The organism is Bordetella genomosp. 9, assembly GCF_002261425.1.
In the GTDB taxonomy this organism is placed as follows: domain Bacteria; phylum Pseudomonadota; class Gammaproteobacteria; order Burkholderiales; family Burkholderiaceae_B; genus Bordetella_C.
Genome location: NZ_NEVJ01000003.1, coordinates 2,877,466 through 2,892,577 on the forward strand (window position 1 = coordinate 2,877,466; position 15,112 = coordinate 2,892,577).

Sequence of the window (15,112 nt, forward strand, 5' to 3'; positions counted from 1 at the left end):
GCGGAAACTCACGGGCGCGGACTCACGGCGTGGTCCGCGGGGCCGTGCCGGGCGTGGTGGTGGCCGGTCCCGCCCCCAGCGACGCGCCCGGCGTGGGCGGCGTGACTTCCGCGGGATTGCTGACGACTTCCACCTTGGCGCCGGCGCGCAGCCGGTCGGTGCCTTCGGTCACCACCCGGTCGCCGGGCTTGAGCCCATCCGTGACCACCACCAGGTCGCCGCTGACCGGCCCCAGCTTCAGCTGCCGCACGGCCACCGTATTGTCCGGCTGGGCGACGAACACGAACGGCCCCTGCGAACCGCGCTGCACCGCGCCGTTGGGGATCACCGTCTGGCCCTTGAGGGTCTGCACCAGCAACTGGATGTTGACGAACTGGTTGGGGAAGAGCGCGTCGTCGGCATTTTCGAAACGCGCCTTCAGCTTGACCGTGCCCGTGGTCACGTCGATCTGGTTGTCCAGGGTTTCCAGCACGCCGGACGCCAGGCGCTTGGTGTTGGTGCGATCCCAGGCATCGACGCGCAACGTCCTGCCGGCCTGCATCTGCTCGCGCACGTCGGGCAGCTGCGTTTCCGGCAGCGTGAAGATCACCGCGATAGGCTGGGTCTGCGTGATCACCACCAGGCCGTTGGTGTCGCTCGACGACACCAGGTTGCCGGGGTCGACCTGGCGCAGGCCCAGGCGCCCATCGATCGGCGCGGTGATGCGGGCGAAGGTCAGCTGCAGCCGGGCATTGTCCACATTCGCCTGGTCGGTCTTCAGCGTGCCTTCGAACTGGCGCACCAGGGCGGCCTGGGTATCGACCTGCTGCCTGGCGATGGAATCCTGCTTGTACAGCGCCTGGTAGCGCGCCAGGTCGCGGCGGGCGTTCTCCAGCTGCGCCTGATCCTGCTGCTGGGAGCCCAGGGCCTGCTGCAATTGCACATTGAAGGGACGCGGGTCGATCTGCGCCAGCACATCGCCCGCCTTGACGCGCTGGCCTTCCTTGAAATTCACCTGCACCAGTTCGCCATCGACCCGGCTGCGTACAGTGACCGTGTTGTAGGCCGTCACCGTGCCCAGCGCCGGCAGCAGGATGTCGACGTCCTTGGTCGCGGCGGCATAGACGCGCACCGGTACCGCCGGCTCGGCCATGGGCGCGCCCGGTCCGCCCGCTCCTGGCCGATGCCGTCCGCCGCCACCCCCAGCGGCGGCGCCCGCGCGCTGCCCGGCCGCCCCCACCCGGGTGTGGCCGTTTTCCGCGACGGGCTTGGGGCGGAACACCAGCCAGGCGATGCCTGCCAGGACAAGAACCGCCACCACCCAGGCAATGGCGCGTCGGCGCGGCCGGGAGGACGGATTGATGCGAGGACGATCGGACATGAGGGCCAAAGGGGGACGCTACCGGGACCGCTATTGTCTACCAGACCAGTCCGGTTTTATAGCGACGGCCGGTGTTTTGAAATCGGCCGCAACAGGTATGCCACCCGGGGCCTCGGCGCCTCAGGCGCAGAGCGACATCTCGAAAGCGATGTTGCGCGCGACCTGCTGTGGCTTCAGCTCGCCGTCCTGGGTGGAAAACCTGATCCAGATCATGTACTTATTGGCACTGATCTCTGGGAAAATCCCGCTTTCGCCATCCACCCACACGCGCAGCAGCTGGTGCGCCTTGCCGGCCAGCATCTGCTGGTATGTGCCCTGCTCTGCCACGGCTTCGACCCGGCGGCCGGATTCGCGCAGCAGGCGCAGGCCGATCTGCAGGCCCTCATGCAAGGGCAGCAAAGGGTCGATCCAGGCTTTCAGATCGGCGCAACGCACGGCTTCCGGCTTCTGCTGCCAGGCGTAGTACGAAGGCATTTCGATCTGGGTGCCACCGCCCGGCACGGCCAGCCGGCCGCGCAGGCTGACCAGCCACTCGTTTTCCCGCAGCGGCTGCCCGGTCTTGCCCTGGGACACCAGCGAGGTGCTGGTTTTTTCCATATCCCGCAACATCGTTTCCAGCGCTTCCTGCGAAACGTCGGGATGGTCGCGCAGCGGGACCAGTTGCAGGCGTTGCCGCTCGATGTCCTGCAGCACCGAACTTTTGACGTCCGTGCGCTCGATGGCGTCGAGAATGTCAAAAATGGTGCCGACGGCGATCTGGTGATTCTTGGGATCACCCGGGCGTGCGAAGAAGAACAGCCGGTCGAAGAGGTATTCCAGGCGCAGATACGCCCGGATGCGCTCATTGAAGGGATATTCGTAAAGAATCACGCTCGATACAGACCCGTCGTAGAACCGGCCGCAACCGAAGTCGCGCCGATGTTGTCATGGATGCCTGCCGCGCTTACGCGGCGTGGCCCGAGGCCGACGCCAGGGCGCACCATCGGTCGTGCAGTGCTTTCGTCCGCGCGCACAGCGTGTCAGCGGACGTGGCGCCGTCATTCAATATAACGTCGTGCGCGGCGGCCAGACGGGTTTCCCGCGCGGCCTGTGCCGCCATAATACGCTCTATGGTGTCGGCCGTCAGCCCGCTGCGCGAGCGCACGCGGCGGATCTGGGTTTCGGGGTCGCAATCGACCACGCAGACCCGGTCGACCCGCTCGGCCCAGCGCCCCGATTCGATGAGCAGCGGCACCACGTAGACCACATAGCATCCCGCCGCGCGCGCGCCGGCATCCAGCGCGGTGCGCGATATCAAGGGGTGCAGGATGGCTTCCAGGCGGGCGCGGGCCTGCGGATCCTCGAACACGCGCGCCCGCATCCAGGCGCGGTCCATGGCGCCGTCGGCGGCCGCGGCTTCGGGCCCGAAAGCCCGCACGATTTCCGCCATCGCCGCCCCGCCGGCCGCCGTCAGGGACCGCGAAATCTCATCGGTATCGATGACCGTGGCGCCCCAGGACGCCAGCAGATCGGCCACCCGGCTCTTGCCCGAGCCGATGCCGCCGGTAAGCCCGATCTTCAAGGGCGTCCCCACATCGCGCATGTTTTCTCCCCATGCCGCCCTAGACCCAGGGCGGTCCCGCCATCAGAAGCCCAACGATACCAGCCAGGGCCAGGTAGGGGCCAAACGGCTGCGGTTGGTGGCGTCCCACGCGCCGCGCGAGGATCAGGCCCAGGCCCACCACGACGCCGGTCAGCGACGACACGATCAGCACCATGGGCAGCGCGGCCACCCCCAGCCAGGCGCCCAGCGCGGCCAGCAGCTTGAAATCGCCATAACCCATGCCTTCTCGGCCGGTCGTCCACAGGAATACGTGGTGCAGGCAGCGCAGGAACAGGTAGCCGAGCGCCGCGCCCAGGATGGCCTGGACCGGGGTCGTGAAAACCGACTGCGTATTGACCAGCAGGCCGGCCCACACCAGCGGCAGGGTGATGACGTCCGGCAGCAGCCCCGTCCGCGCATCGATCCACGCCAGCGCGATCAGTGCCGCGGCGAGCACCAGCGCGCACAGGGCCGCCAGGCTGGCGCCGTAGTGCCAGACGCACAGCGCATACAACGCGGCCGTCATCAGTTCGATGGCGGGATAGCGCCACGGGATACGCGCGCCGCAATCGCCGCAGCGACCGCGCAGGCCCAGCCAGCCCAGCACCGGAATGCGTCGCCAGCCGCGTATGGGGGCGGCGCAGGCGGGACATTGGCAGGCGGGACGGAACAGGCTGGGCCGCGTGCGCGCGGCGCCGTGGCCGGCGGCAGCGTGGAACGTATCACTGGCAATGTCATGGGCCGCGTCATATGACATATCCCGGGACGTTTCCCGGGACGTCTCGTCCCAGTCGTATTCCAGGATATGCGGCAGCCGGTGCACCACCGTCGTCAGCCAGCTGCCGACGGCCAGTCCGAACACGGCGGCGAGCACGACGGCCAGGTGGGGATCGATGTACACGTAAAGGTATCCAAAAAAAGGCCGTCCCGCGGCCCGGCGCCGGACGCGTCACGGCGCGTCGCGGCAAGTCACGTCAGGGCCAGTCACGTCAGGGCGCGGCGCGCCGGGCATGCAGCATGCTCGGCGACCGTTACGCCCGTTCGCGGACAGCGGGCGCCCGGCATTATTCCGACATGTCGTAATTTGTTCAATGCCGAACCCGATCCCGTATTCAACACGGGAGACGGCGCGCCGCGGCAGAGCATTCATGCGAGAATTGCGCGCATGTTTTGCAACTCTGGATACGCTTTCATGCCCGCCCTTCCCGCCATCGAAGAACGCCCGGTCCACTCCCTGCCATCCCGGCGCCTGCGGTCCGCCGCGGTCCTGGCGGCGATACTCGCGGGATCAGCCGGCGTGGCGGGCTGTGCCGAACAGCGGCAGGCGGGCTATTACGACCCGCCACGCGCCAGCACCGTCACCGATGCCCAGATCATGGGCACCGGCGCGGATTACCGCCCGGTGGTGCGCGCGCCTTCGCAATTGCAGATCGACCTGAAGGCGCCCACGCCCAGCCAGCAACAACAGCAGGAAGCGCAGCGCGCCCGCGCGATCCAGGAAGGCAACACCAGCGAAGACGGCCAACCGGTGCCGCCCGCCGGCACGGCGACGGCCGACGCAACCCCCGCGCCGGCCCCCGTACCCACCCCCAACGCCGCCGAGCGCAACCTGGTGCCGCAACCGCAGACCTATATGGGCACCCTGCCCTGCTTCGCGGCGGGCATGGAATGCCAGGCCCAGCGCATCACGCTGACGCTGGCGCCCAACGGCCGCTGGCGCGGCCGTTCCGCCTATCTGGACAATTCGCCCAAAAGCGAAAAACCCATCGCCGAACAAGGCTGCTGGCAGGTGACCGACGAAAAGCCGCCGCGCGTGTTCCTGATCGGGCCGGACAACAATACCCGCGCCGAATTCGTCGTGGCCGCCAATAACGTGCTGCGCCTGCGCGCCATCGGCGGCGTCACGCCCAACCTGAACTACACCCTGACGCGCCAGCCGGACCTGGATCCGATCAACGAACTGGCCAAGCAGACCCCGCCCAAGTGCCTGTGATCGCGGCGCGGCGCCAGCCGCGCTAGTCATTGCATCCGCTGTAGGGGCACATGCGGCACGCCAGTTCCATGGCATTGCGCACGCCCATTTTGCGGAAGATGCGGGCCCGGTGGGCCTCCGCCGTCCGCGAAGAAATATTCAGCTCGATGGCGATGTATTTGTTGGATTTGCCGGTGACGAGATACGTCGCGATATCGCGCTCCCGGGGCGTCAGCGCCACCGCTCGATTCCCTGCGCACCCCCGCGGGTGATTCATGCTGGCCTCCCTGATGGTGGGTAGGCAGGTAGTCTTGCATGGATGCCCGCGGGCCGAAAGCTGTCAGTTCTGACAGGGTGACGATTTTGTCACCCGACCAGTACAGATGGCGTCCTAGAGCTCCAGGTTGTCGATCAGGCGGGTCGCGCCCAGCTTGGCCGCGGCCAGCACCACCAGCGGTTCGCCCGCCGCCATATCGGCCGCGTCCGGCGCCTTGAGATCGCGGCGGCGGCGCACGGAGATGTAATCCACCTGCCAACCCCGCCCGGCCAGCGCGGCCACGGCGTCCGCTTCCAGGGCGGCGGCGTCGTGCTGGCCGGCGGCCAGTTGCCGTTGCACGTGCTGCAGCTGCTGGTACAGGGCCGGGGCTTCCGCGCGCTCGGCATCGGTCAGGTAGCGATTGCGCGAAGACAGCGCCAGGCCGTCGGCCGCGCGCACGGTCTCGTGCGCCAGGACGTCCACGGGCAGCTGGAATTGGCGGCACATGGCGCGCACGATCATCAACTGCTGGTAGTCTTTCTTGCCGAACACGGCCACGCGCGGCTGGACGCAGGAAAACAGCTTCAGGACCACCGTGCAGACGCCGGTGAAGAAGCCGGGCCGGAATTCGCCTTCCAGGATATCGCCCAGGTCGTCCGGCGGCCGCACCCGGTAACTCTGCGGCTCCGGATACATTTCGCGCTCGTCAGGCGCGAACAGCACATAGACATCGCGCTCGCGTTCCAGCTTTTCGACGTCCTCGGCCAGCGTGCGGGGATAGCGATCGAAGTCTTCCGCCGGCCCGAACTGCAGGCGATTGACGAAAATGCTGGCCACGACGGGATCACCGTGCTGGCGCGCCAGCTTCATCAGGGCCAGGTGGCCTTCGTGCAGATTGCCCATCGTGGGAACGAAGGACACCCGGTTCTGCCCGCGCAGGTGATCGCGCAGTTCCTGGATGGTGTGTACGACTTTCAAGAATGTCTCCGGGAATGGCTGCGCCGTGCGCGGCGCGCCGGTATCAGGCCGCTTCGGCCGCCACGCTGTTGTAGGCCAGGCGAACGTATATGGGCGCGTACGGCTCGGCTTGTGTGATTTCCAGCAAGGATTCGCGCGCCAGTTCGAGCATGGCGATGAAATGCACCACGACCACGGCGGCGGGCGCGCCTTCGTCGATGCGCTCCATGAACATTTCGCCGAACTCCATGAACCGCACGTCGCTCAGGCGGCGCAGGATGTGCGTCATGTGATCGCGCACGGACAGCTGCTCGCGCGTGATGTGGTGGTGCGCGTTCAGCCGCGCGCGCTTCATGATGTCGGCCCAGGCCTGGCGCAGGTCTCCCGGCGACACGTCGGGCATGGCGCGTTCGACGCTGAGGTCGGCGACGGCCTGCGCGCGCTGGAAGTCGCGGCCCAGTTGCGGCAGCGCGTCCAGTTTCTGCGCGGCCAGCTTCATCTGTTCGTATTCCAGCAGGCGCCGCACGAGTTCGGCGCGCGGGTCTTCGACTTCTTCGCCGGTATCGCTTTTCTTGACCGGCAGCAGCATGCGCGACTTGATCTCGATCAGCATGGCCGCCATCAGCAGATATTCGGCGGCCAGCTCCAGGTTGTGCAGGCGTATCTGTTCGACGTATGACAGGTACTGCCGGGTGACATCCGCCATGGGGATGTCCAGCACGTTGAAGTTCTGCTTGCGGATCAGGTAGAGCAGGAGGTCCAGGGGGCCTTCGAAGGCCTCCAGGAAGATTTCCAGCGCATCGGGCGGGATGTACAGGTCCTGCGGCAGCTGGAACAGCGGTTCGCCGTACAGCCGCGCGAACGCCACGCTATCGACCGTGTCGGGCGTGCTATCCACCGGCGGCTCCACGAGCGCGGCCAGGTCCTTGCCCGGTACCGAGGCGTTCTGCGACATGAGAGAGGGGCTGCCGCTCAGTCGTTTTGATAGACGTATGGCCTTTGCGGGACACGCGCGGCGCGGAAGCCTTCGAGCAGTTCCGGATCCTGGGGCTTGTCCCACAGCAGGCCACGGCCTTCGCGCTGCCGCTTTTCCACGTCGGGATGCTGCTTTTTGTAGTCCTTCAGGAAACGGGTGATTTCCGACTCGTAGTTGTTGGCCATGGAACCGTGCGTCAGGGAGTTGCGTCAGCCGCCAGTTTACTGCAAGGGCGGCCGAAAGCACGGCGTTACAATGGGCCGGCACCCCGCCGCTTCCCCCCGACATGTCCACGAAAACGCTGGCCTCCGTCCCTCCGCTCGCCGATCCCGCCGCCCTGCGGGCGGCAAAAATGATCCCCTTCATCGTTGGTTGCGCCCTGTTCATGCAGATGCTGGACGCGACCGTGGTCGCCACCGCCCTGCCGGCGATGGCGGCGTCCCTGGATTCAACGCCGGTCGCGCTGAACGTCGCGATCACGTCCTATCTGCTGGCCGCCGCGGTCTTCGTCCCGGTCAGCGGCTGGGCCGCCGACCGTTTCGGCGCCCGCCGCGTCTTCATCGCCGCCATCGCCCTGTTCACCCTGAGCTCGGTGGCCTGCGCCGTATCGCAGACGGTCACGCAGCTGGTCCTGTCGCGGGTGGCGCAGGGGGTGGCGGGCGCCATGATGGTGCCCGTGGGGCGGATCATCCTGCTGCGCACCGTGCCCAAGGAAGACCTGCTGAAGGCCATGTCCTTCCTGTCCATTCCCGCCCTGCTGGGCCCGGTCATCGGGCCGCCGCTGGGCGGTTTCCTGGTGACCTATGCCTCCTGGCACTGGATCTTCCTGATCAACGTGCCCATGGGGATACTGGGCATCGCGCTGATCATGCGCTATATCCAGGAAGTCCGCGAAGAAGGCGTGCCGCGCCTGGACTGGCTGGGCTTCCTGCTCAGCGGTATCAGCATGGCCACGCTGGTCAGCGGCTTCGAGGCCGCCGGCCGCGATGCGTCGATCGAGGCGCTGGGCGTGGTGGCCATCGGCCTGGTCAGCGGGTTCTGGTACGTGCACCATTCCCGCCGGGTCGCCCATCCCATCATCGACCTGTCGCTGATGCGCATCCCCACTTTCGCCATTTCGACGCTGGCCGGCAATCTCTGCCGCTTTTCGGTGGGGGCCACGCCCTTTCTGCTGGCCATGCTGCTGCAGGTGGGCTTCGGGCTGTCGCCCTTCGCGGCCGGCATGATCACCTTCGCCAGCGCGGCCGGCGCCCTGCTGATGAAATTCGTGGCCACGCCCATCGTGCGCCGTTTCGGCTTTCGCCAGGTGCTGACGGTGAACGCGCTGCTGACCGGCGCCTTCATCTGCGTCTGCGCGCTGTTCCAGCCCAGCACGCCGTCCTGGGTGATCATCCTGGTGCTGCTGATCGGCGGTTTTTTCCGCTCGCTGCAGTTCACCGGCGTCAATACGCTGACCTATGCCGACATCGGGCCCGACAAGATGAGCCGCGCCAGCAGCTTCGCCGCCATGGCGCAGCAACTGGGCGTCAGCCTGGGGGTGGGCGTGGCCGCGGTCACGCTGAACGTCAGCATGGCGCTGCGCGGTTCGGAGCGCGCCACCGTGACCGACATCGTGGCCGGCTTCCTGGTGATCGGGCTGCTGTGCGCCGCTTCCTTCTTCTCCTTCCGGCGGCTGGATCCGGCGGCGGGCAATCAACTGAACGGACGCAAGGTGCAGACCAGCGATGAAGAATGAATACATTCTTGCCCTGGACCAGGGCACGACCAGTTCGCGCGCCATCGTTTTCGATGGCGAAGGCCGCGCGCGCGGCGTGGGCCAGCGTGAATTCCGCCAGTATTACCCGCACCCCGGCTGGGTCGAGCACGACGCCAACGAGATCTGGCGCAGCCAGCTGGAAGTCGCCCGCGAAGCCCTGCACAACGCCGGGGCGACCGCGGCCGACATCGCGGCCATCGGCATTACCAACCAGCGCGAAACCACGCTGATCTGGGACCGCGCGACCGGCCGGCCGCTGGCCCACGCCATCGTCTGGCAGGACCGCCGCACGGCGGACGCCTGCGACCGCATGCGCGCGGAAGGCCGCGCCGACTTCCTGCAGGAACGCACGGGGCTGGTGCTGGACGCCTATTTCGCCGGCACCAAGCTGGCCTGGCTGCTGGACAACGTGCCGGGCGCGCGCGCCGCCGCCGAACGCGGCGAAGTGGCCTTCGGCACCGTCGATACGTGGTTGATCTGGCAGCTGACGGGCGGCAAGGTGCACAGCACCGATTGCACCAACGCGTCGCGCACGCTGCTGTTCGACATCCACAAGCAGGATTGGAGCGACGAGCTGCTGCAATGCCTGAATATTCCGCGTTCGGTGCTGCCCGGCGTGGCGCCCAGCAGCGCGGTAGTGGCCGAGACGCTGCCGCAATGGTTCGGCGGCGCGATACCGATCGCGGGCGTCGCCGGCGATCAGCAGGCCGCGACCTTCGGGCAGGCCTGCTTCAAGCCCGGCATGGCGAAGAATACCTACGGCACGGGCTGCTTCATGCTGATGAACGTCGGCGACAAGCCGGTCGTGTCGCGCCACCAGTTGCTGTCGACGGTGGGCTGGGGCCTGCCCCGCCCGGAAGAAGACACCGCCGACGCGCAGGTGTTCAGCGGCGGCGGGCCGGCATGGACGCCCACCTTCATGCTGGAAGGCGGCGTGTTCGTCGCCGGCGCGGCGGTGCAGTGGCTGCGCGACGGGCTGGGCATCATCCAGCGCTCGGAAGACGTGGAAGCGCTGGCCGGCAGCGTCGCCGATACGGACGACGTGTTCCTGGTACCGGCATTCGCGGGGCTGGGCGCGCCGCATTGGGATCCCTATGCGCGTGGCACCCTGGTGGGCCTGACGCGCGGCACGACGCGCGCCCACGTGGCGCGCGCGACGCTGGAAGCCATCGCCCTGCAAAGCGCCGAACTGATGACGGCGATGACGGCGGACAGCGGGATCGCGCTTTCCGAGCTGCGCGTCGATGGCGGCGCGGCGCGCAACGACCTGCTGATGCAGATGCAGGCGGATCTGCTGGGCGTGCCGGTGGTGCGGCCGCGCGTCTCCGAATCGACGGCGCGCGGCGCCGCGGGACTGGCGGGGCTGGCGGTCGGGTTCTGGAAGGATATGGACGCCTTCGCCGCCCAGTGGCAGGCGGAACGGCGCTTCGAACCCACCTGGTCGGCCGACCAGCGCGAAGCGCGCCTGCGGCGCTGGGGGCAGGCGGTGGAGCTATCCCGAAATTGGACCCGCGGCTGATGGCGCCATGAACCTGGCCCGTATCGATCTGGTTACGCTGGCGCTGTTCGTCTCGGTCGCGCGGCTGGGCAGCATATCGGCGGGCGCGCGGCAGGCGCGGTTGGCGGTGGGCGCGGCCAGCAAGCGGATTTCGGATCTGGAAGCCGCGCTGGGATCGCCGCTGCTGTTCCGCAAGGCGGCCGGCGTGGAGTTGACGGATGCGGGCCAGGCGTGCCTGGCGCACGCGACGCGCATCCTGCAGGAAGTCGACCAGATGGCGGGCACGCTGTCCGATTACGCCCAGGGCGTGCGCGGGCAGGTGCGGATCGCGGCCAATACGTCGTCGATCACGCAGTTCCTGCCTGACGACCTGTCGCGGTTCATGACGGAACATCCCGCCGTCCGCATCGACCTGGAAGAACAGAACAGCAGCGATATCGTCGCCGCCGTGGCCGAAAACCGCGCGGACATCGGCATCTTCGGCGAACGTACGCCGGAAGCGGGCCTGCAGGCCTTCCCCTATCGGCGCGACGAACTCATGCTCGTGGTGCCCGACAGCCACCCGCTGGCCACGCGCGCCAGCGTCGCGTTCGCCGAAACGCTGGAGTACGACTACGTCAGCCTGCCGCCCAGCACGTCGCTGGCCAGCCTGCTGGCGCAGGAATGCACGCGGCTGGACATGCCCATGAAGCTGCGCATCCAGGTCCGCAGCTTCGACGCGATCTGCCGCATGGTGGTCGCCACGCGCGGCATCGGCGTTCTGCCGCGCATCGCGGCCGAGCCGCATGCGCGCTCGATGCAGTTGAAGCTGATTCCCCTGACGGACGACTGGACGCGGCGCTGGCTGCTGCTGGCCGTGCGCGACGTGGAAACGCTCACGCAGGCCGCCCGCATGCTGCTGTCGCAGCTGCGCGCGGCGGACTAGCGCGGCCCCACGCAACGCAAGCCGCAGACGCGCGTAGCAGACGCGCCAGGCACGCGCGACTGGCGCGCGCCCGGCCGCGATCGTCAGCCGCGCGCCAGCGTCACCGCGTCGGCGACCGCCTCGGCCGTTGCCGCGCTCAGGGTCCATCCCAGGTGGCCGTGCCCCGTGTTGTAGAACACGCCCGGCGATCGGCCGCGCCCGACCCTGGGCAACATGCTGGGCAGCATGGGCCGCAGTCCCGCCCACGGAATCACCCGCGCCGTCGAAGCCCCGGGAAAATGCCGGCGTGTCCAATTCACCAACGGCGCGATCCGATCCGCCCGGATATCCCGGTTGTAGCCGTTCAACTCCGCGGTGCCGGCCACACGGAAGCGGTCCCGCCCCAGCCGGCTGGTGACGATCTTGGCGGCATCGTCGAGCAGGCTGACCCAGGGCGCGGACGCCTGGCTTTCCGCATCGTCCAGGCAGACGGTGATGGAATAGCCCTTGACCGGATAGATGTTCACTCGGTCGCCGGCCATGGCGGCGAACTGGCGGCTCGCGACGCCGGCGCACACCACGACGGCGTCGAAGGTTTCCGTGCCGGCCTCTTCGCCCTGGCGGACGTCCATGGCGATGCCAGCCGCGTCGCCAGCGCCCAGGCGACGGAGCGCGCTCACGGCCGTGTCGTAGCGGAACGCCACCCCCAGCCGCGCGCAGGCATCGGCCAGGCCCCGCGTGAACTTATGGATATCGCCGGTGGAATCGGATGGCGTGAAAAAGCCGCCATGGAAACGTCCCCGCAGCGCCGGCTCGATGGCCCGGATTTCTTCCGGCGTGACCGGATCGCGCTCCAGCCCGCCTTCCCGCAGCAGCGCGTTCGTCGCCGCCGCGCGCTCGAACTCCTCTTTGCTGCCGTAGACGTGCAGGATCCCGCGCCGTTCCAGATCGAAATCTATGCCTTCGCGCCTGGCGATCTCGAACAGATGCTCGCGCGCGGCGATCGCCAGCCGCACCGTTTCCAGCGTATTGGCGCGGTACCTGGGTATCTGCCGCAGGAATTCCGCGATCCAGGTGTATTTGTGCCAGCTGGGCAGCGGATTGAGCAGCAGCGGCGCGTCGCGCGTGAACATCCATCGCAAGCCCTTCAGGATGGTGGCGCGGCTGTTCCAGACTTCCGCGTTGCTGGCCGACAGCTGGCCGCCGTTGGCGAAGGAGGTGTCCATGGCGGCATAGCGGCCGCGCTCGAACACGGTAACGGCATGGCCGCGGCAGACAAGGGCGTAAGCGGTCGTGACGCCGGTAATTCCGGCGCCGATGATGGCGATGCGTGGCATGACATGGTCCAGTAGAGGTCGACATAGCCGGCCGGTTGGCCGGCGCCATGCCCCATCTGTCCATGTACCTGAGAGTTTGCGCCCGCGCCTGGCAATTCATGGCGGGGCTCCCCTTCGGTGGGCGCGATCAGCGCCTCTCTCCAGATGTTCCCCGTCGCACGGTCCTTTTGCCTGAGAGTTTCCGGGGCGGTTGCTCCGTCGGCGTCGTCGTGATGACCGATCTCTTCCGTGCCACGATCGAGAACGTCCGGACATTAGCACCAATGCGGCCCGCCGCACAAGATCGGCGTTGCCGGTGTCGCCGCGATGCGCGACGCGGCCTGCACGGATGCGAATATCATGCACGTGCGTCGACACACCCTGGAGGAACGCCGTGATGCCCGATCATCCGATATTCAAACGCTGGCCGGCAATGCACCCGGACCGGCTGCAGCTCTTTTCCCTGCCCACGCCCAACGGCGTGAAGGTCGGCATTATGCTGGAGGAAACGGGGCTGCCCTACGAGCCGCATCGCATCGACATCATGGCGAACGACAACCACGATCCGGCCTTTCTCTCGCTCAATCCCAATGGCAAGATTCCGGCTATCTACGATCCGGACGGCCCCGGCGGGCGGCCGCTGGCCCTGTTCGAATCGGGCGCCATCCTGATCTATCTTGCCGACAAGTCGGGGCAGTTTCTTTCCACCGATCCGCACACGCGCTACGAAACCATCCAGTGGCTGATGTGGCAGATGGGCGGCGTCGGGCCCATGTTCGGACAGCTCGGCTTCTTCCACAAGTTCGCCGGCAAGGCCTATGAGGACAAGCGGCCGCGCGACCGCTATGCGACCGAATCAGCGCGTCTGCTGGGCGTGCTGGACCAGCGGCTCGCGGGCCGCGACTGGGTGATGGGGGCGGACTACAGCATCGCCGATATTTCGTTGATAGGCTGGGTCCGCAACCTTGTCGGGTTCTATGAAGCCCGCGAGGTGGTCGGTTTCGATCGCTTCCAGAACGTCCAGGCGTGGCTGGACCGTGGACTCGCGCGCCCGGGCGTGCAGCGCGGGCTGGCGGTCACGGCGGCTTGAGCCTCCCGATGGTGGGACCCTGGGCTGGCTTTAGCCGCGGCCCTGGCGACCCCCATGCCGGCCTTTCGCGTTTCCGGAAACCCCCTTAGCCGGATGCGTCATCCCCCCCGCTGACCGGCCTGCGGCACACTGTCCGTCCCTGGCAGCCAACCGCAGGGGGAGACATGACACGACAAATACTCGCGGGCATCCGCGTGCTGGAACTGGGCCAGCTGATCGCCGGCCCCTTCGCCGCGAAAACCCTGGCCGACTTCGGCGCGCAGGTGATCAAGATCGAACCGCCGGGCGTCGGCGACCCGCTGCGCAAATGGCGCATGCTGCATGAAGGCACGTCCGTCTGGTGGGAAGCACAATCGCGCAACAAGCAATCCGTCTGCGTCGACCTGCGCCAGCCGCAGGGGCAGGACCTGGTGCGCACGCTGGCCGCCGAAGCCGACGTGCTGATCGAGAATTTCCGCCCGGGCACGATGGAGAAATGGGGCCTGTCGTGGGAAGCGCTGCATGCGCTGAACCCCCGGCTGATCATGCTGCGCATTTCAGGCTACGGCCAGACCGGCCCCAAGGCGGGCGAACCCGGCTTCGCCGCCATCGGCGAGGCCATGGCGGGCTTGCGCTACCTGAGCGGCGAACCGGGCCGCGCGCCCGTGCGCGCCGGCCTGTCGCTGGGCGACACCATCGCCGGCCTGCACGGCGCGCTGGGCGTGCTGCTGGCCTTGTATGAACGCGACGCGCGCGGCGGCACCGGACAGGTGATCGACGCGGCCTTGTACGAAAGCATCTTCAACCTGACCGAAAGCCTGCTGCCCGAATACTCGGTATTCGGTGCCGTGCGCGAACCCGCCGGCGCGGCGCTGCCCGGCATCGCGCCATCCAACGCCTATCCCTGCCAGGACGGCTACGTCCTGATCGCCGGCAACGGCGACGGCATCTATACGCGATTGATGTCGCGCATCGGCCGCGAGGACCTGGCGCGCGACCCGGCATTGGCCCGCAACGACGGGCGGGTCGCGCGCGTGGCCGAGATCGACCAGGCCATCGGCGCGTGGACGCAGGTCCGCACCATTGATCAGGTACTGGCGTCGATGCGCGAGGCGGGGGTGCCGGCGGGACGCATCTACAGCATCGCCGATATCGCCGAAGACCCGCATTACCGCGCCCGCAAGGCCATCGTCACCGTCGAGTCCGCCAGCGGTATCGCGGTCGAGATGCCGGCGGTGTTCCCGCTGCTCTCTGGCAATCCCGGAGAAGTCCGCGAGCGCGCGCCCACGCTGGGCGAGGACACCGACGTGGTGCTGCGCGAGATCGGCGTGGACGACCAGCGCCTGGCCGCGTTGCGCACCGCCGGCGTCATCGCCTGAGCGGAGGCGAGCCGGCTTCCAACACCCGCATTCATCAAGGCAAGGCAACACCTGCCCACCATCCGCATAACAACGAACGGAGACATG

Annotated in this window: 15 protein-coding genes and 2 riboswitches; of the genes, 6 read left to right on the forward strand and 9 right to left on the reverse strand. The window is 67.8% G+C overall.

What is annotated here, in order from left to right; translation table 11 throughout:
* Positions 1 to 22 precede the first annotated feature (22 nt).
* From CAL26_RS24090 to CAL26_RS24105, 4 genes are all read right to left on the reverse strand, one after another.
* Positions 23 to 1,360, reverse strand: coding sequence for an MdtA/MuxA family multidrug efflux RND transporter periplasmic adaptor subunit (locus CAL26_RS24090; protein WP_094849191.1), 1,338 nt, complete (start codon positions 1,358 to 1,360; stop codon positions 23 to 25).
* 120 nt (positions 1,361 to 1,480) lie between these two features.
* Positions 1,481 to 2,230 carry a cell division protein ZapD gene (gene zapD, locus CAL26_RS24095; RefSeq protein WP_094849192.1) on the reverse strand — a complete coding sequence of 250 codons (750 nt, stop codon included), beginning with the start codon at positions 2,228 to 2,230 and terminating at the stop codon, positions 1,481 to 1,483.
* Positions 2,231 to 2,303: 73 nt separating this feature from the next.
* Positions 2,304 to 2,942, reverse strand: a complete 639-nt coding sequence (gene coaE / locus CAL26_RS24100; RefSeq protein ID WP_094849193.1) for a dephospho-CoA kinase — start codon at positions 2,940 to 2,942, stop codon at positions 2,304 to 2,306.
* Positions 2,943 to 2,961: 19 nt separating this feature from the next.
* Positions 2,962 to 3,843 carry a prepilin peptidase gene (locus CAL26_RS24105; protein WP_094849194.1) on the reverse strand — a complete coding sequence of 294 codons (882 nt, stop codon included), beginning with the start codon at positions 3,841 to 3,843 and terminating at the stop codon, positions 2,962 to 2,964.
* Positions 3,844 to 4,134: 291 nt separating this feature from the next.
* Here CAL26_RS24105 and CAL26_RS24110 point away from each other — a divergent pair, with 291 nt between their 5' ends.
* Positions 4,135 to 4,935 carry a copper resistance protein NlpE N-terminal domain-containing protein gene (locus CAL26_RS24110; RefSeq protein ID WP_094849195.1) on the forward strand — a complete coding sequence of 267 codons (801 nt, stop codon included), beginning with the start codon at positions 4,135 to 4,137 and terminating at the stop codon, positions 4,933 to 4,935.
* A gap of 22 nt (positions 4,936 to 4,957) precedes the next feature.
* On the opposite strand, the gene CAL26_RS24115 is transcribed toward CAL26_RS24110, so the two are convergent.
* From CAL26_RS24115 to CAL26_RS24130, 4 genes are all read right to left on the reverse strand, one after another.
* Positions 4,958 to 5,155, reverse strand: coding sequence for a response regulator transcription factor (locus CAL26_RS24115; RefSeq protein ID WP_232464632.1), 198 nt, complete (start codon positions 5,153 to 5,155; stop codon positions 4,958 to 4,960).
* A gap of 150 nt (positions 5,156 to 5,305) precedes the next feature.
* Complete coding sequence (gene panC, locus CAL26_RS24120; RefSeq protein ID WP_094849196.1) at positions 5,306 to 6,148, reverse strand: pantoate--beta-alanine ligase; 843 nt, start codon at positions 6,146 to 6,148, stop codon at positions 5,306 to 5,308.
* Positions 6,149 to 6,191: 43 nt separating this feature from the next.
* Positions 6,192 to 7,082 carry a segregation and condensation protein A gene (locus CAL26_RS24125; RefSeq protein WP_094849197.1) on the reverse strand — a complete coding sequence of 297 codons (891 nt, stop codon included), beginning with the start codon at positions 7,080 to 7,082 and terminating at the stop codon, positions 6,192 to 6,194.
* A 17-nt stretch (positions 7,083 to 7,099) separates the two neighbouring features.
* On the reverse strand, positions 7,100 to 7,288 hold the full coding sequence (locus tag CAL26_RS24130) for a DUF3460 family protein (protein WP_086067093.1): 189 nt from the start codon (positions 7,286 to 7,288) through the stop codon (positions 7,100 to 7,102).
* Positions 7,289 to 7,455: 167 nt separating this feature from the next.
* On the opposite strand from CAL26_RS24130, the gene CAL26_RS24135 reads away from it, so the two are divergent.
* From CAL26_RS24135 to CAL26_RS24145, 3 genes are read left to right on the forward strand one after another with little or no spacing between them, the layout of a single operon-like run.
* On the forward strand, positions 7,456 to 8,838 hold the full coding sequence (locus CAL26_RS24135) for a DHA2 family efflux MFS transporter permease subunit (protein WP_094850062.1): 1,383 nt from the start codon (positions 7,456 to 7,458) through the stop codon (positions 8,836 to 8,838).
* The gene (glpK, locus tag CAL26_RS24140) at positions 8,828 to 10,378 is read left to right on the forward strand and encodes a glycerol kinase GlpK (protein ID WP_094849198.1); all 1,551 of its coding nucleotides are present in this window, start codon (positions 8,828 to 8,830) and stop codon (positions 10,376 to 10,378) included. The genes CAL26_RS24135 and glpK overlap by 11 nt, the downstream gene beginning before the upstream one ends.
* Before the next feature lie 7 nt (positions 10,379 to 10,385).
* Positions 10,386 to 11,282 carry a LysR family transcriptional regulator gene (locus tag CAL26_RS24145; RefSeq protein WP_094849199.1) on the forward strand — a complete coding sequence of 299 codons (897 nt, stop codon included), beginning with the start codon at positions 10,386 to 10,388 and terminating at the stop codon, positions 11,280 to 11,282.
* Positions 11,283 to 11,365: 83 nt separating this feature from the next.
* On the opposite strand, the gene CAL26_RS24150 is transcribed toward CAL26_RS24145, so the two are convergent.
* A complete protein-coding gene (locus CAL26_RS24150) occupies positions 11,366 to 12,598 on the reverse strand; it encodes a D-amino acid dehydrogenase (RefSeq protein WP_094849200.1) in 1,233 nt (410 codons plus the stop codon).
* Between the two features lie 53 nt (positions 12,599 to 12,651).
* Positions 12,652 to 12,745: riboswitch (glycine riboswitch) on the reverse strand.
* Between the two features lie 2 nt (positions 12,746 to 12,747).
* A riboswitch (glycine riboswitch) is annotated at positions 12,748 to 12,837 on the reverse strand.
* Positions 12,838 to 12,971: 134 nt separating this feature from the next.
* On the opposite strand from CAL26_RS24150, the gene CAL26_RS24155 reads away from it, so the two are divergent.
* A complete protein-coding gene (locus CAL26_RS24155) occupies positions 12,972 to 13,667 on the forward strand; it encodes a glutathione S-transferase N-terminal domain-containing protein (RefSeq protein WP_094849201.1) in 696 nt (231 codons plus the stop codon).
* Between the two features lie 164 nt (positions 13,668 to 13,831).
* Positions 13,832 to 15,025, forward strand: a complete 1,194-nt coding sequence (locus CAL26_RS24160; protein ID WP_094849202.1) for a CaiB/BaiF CoA transferase family protein — start codon at positions 13,832 to 13,834, stop codon at positions 15,023 to 15,025.
* Positions 15,026 to 15,112 lie beyond the last annotated feature (87 nt).

Coding starts and splice junctions, on each gene's coding strand:
- CAL26_RS24150 (WP_094849200.1), bottom strand. CDS start 12,598: ATGCCACGCATCGCCATCATCGGCGCCGGAATTACCGGCGTCACGACC.
- glpK (WP_094849198.1), top strand. CDS start 8,828: ATGAAGAATGAATACATTCTTGCCCTGGACCAGGGCACGACCAGTTCG.
- CAL26_RS24135 (WP_094850062.1), top strand. CDS start 7,456: ATGATCCCCTTCATCGTTGGTTGCGCCCTGTTCATGCAGATGCTGGAC.
- CAL26_RS24160 (WP_094849202.1), top strand. CDS start 13,832: ATGACACGACAAATACTCGCGGGCATCCGCGTGCTGGAACTGGGCCAG.
- coaE (WP_094849193.1), bottom strand. CDS start 2,942: ATGCGCGATGTGGGGACGCCCTTGAAGATCGGGCTTACCGGCGGCATC.
- CAL26_RS24125 (WP_094849197.1), bottom strand. CDS start 7,082: ATGTCGCAGAACGCCTCGGTACCGGGCAAGGACCTGGCCGCGCTCGTG.
- CAL26_RS24145 (WP_094849199.1), top strand. CDS start 10,386: ATGAACCTGGCCCGTATCGATCTGGTTACGCTGGCGCTGTTCGTCTCG.
- CAL26_RS24130 (WP_086067093.1), bottom strand. CDS start 7,288: ATGGCCAACAACTACGAGTCGGAAATCACCCGTTTCCTGAAGGACTAC.
- CAL26_RS24090 (WP_094849191.1), bottom strand. CDS start 1,360: ATGTCCGATCGTCCTCGCATCAATCCGTCCTCCCGGCCGCGCCGACGC.
- CAL26_RS24110 (WP_094849195.1), top strand. CDS start 4,135: ATGCCCGCCCTTCCCGCCATCGAAGAACGCCCGGTCCACTCCCTGCCA.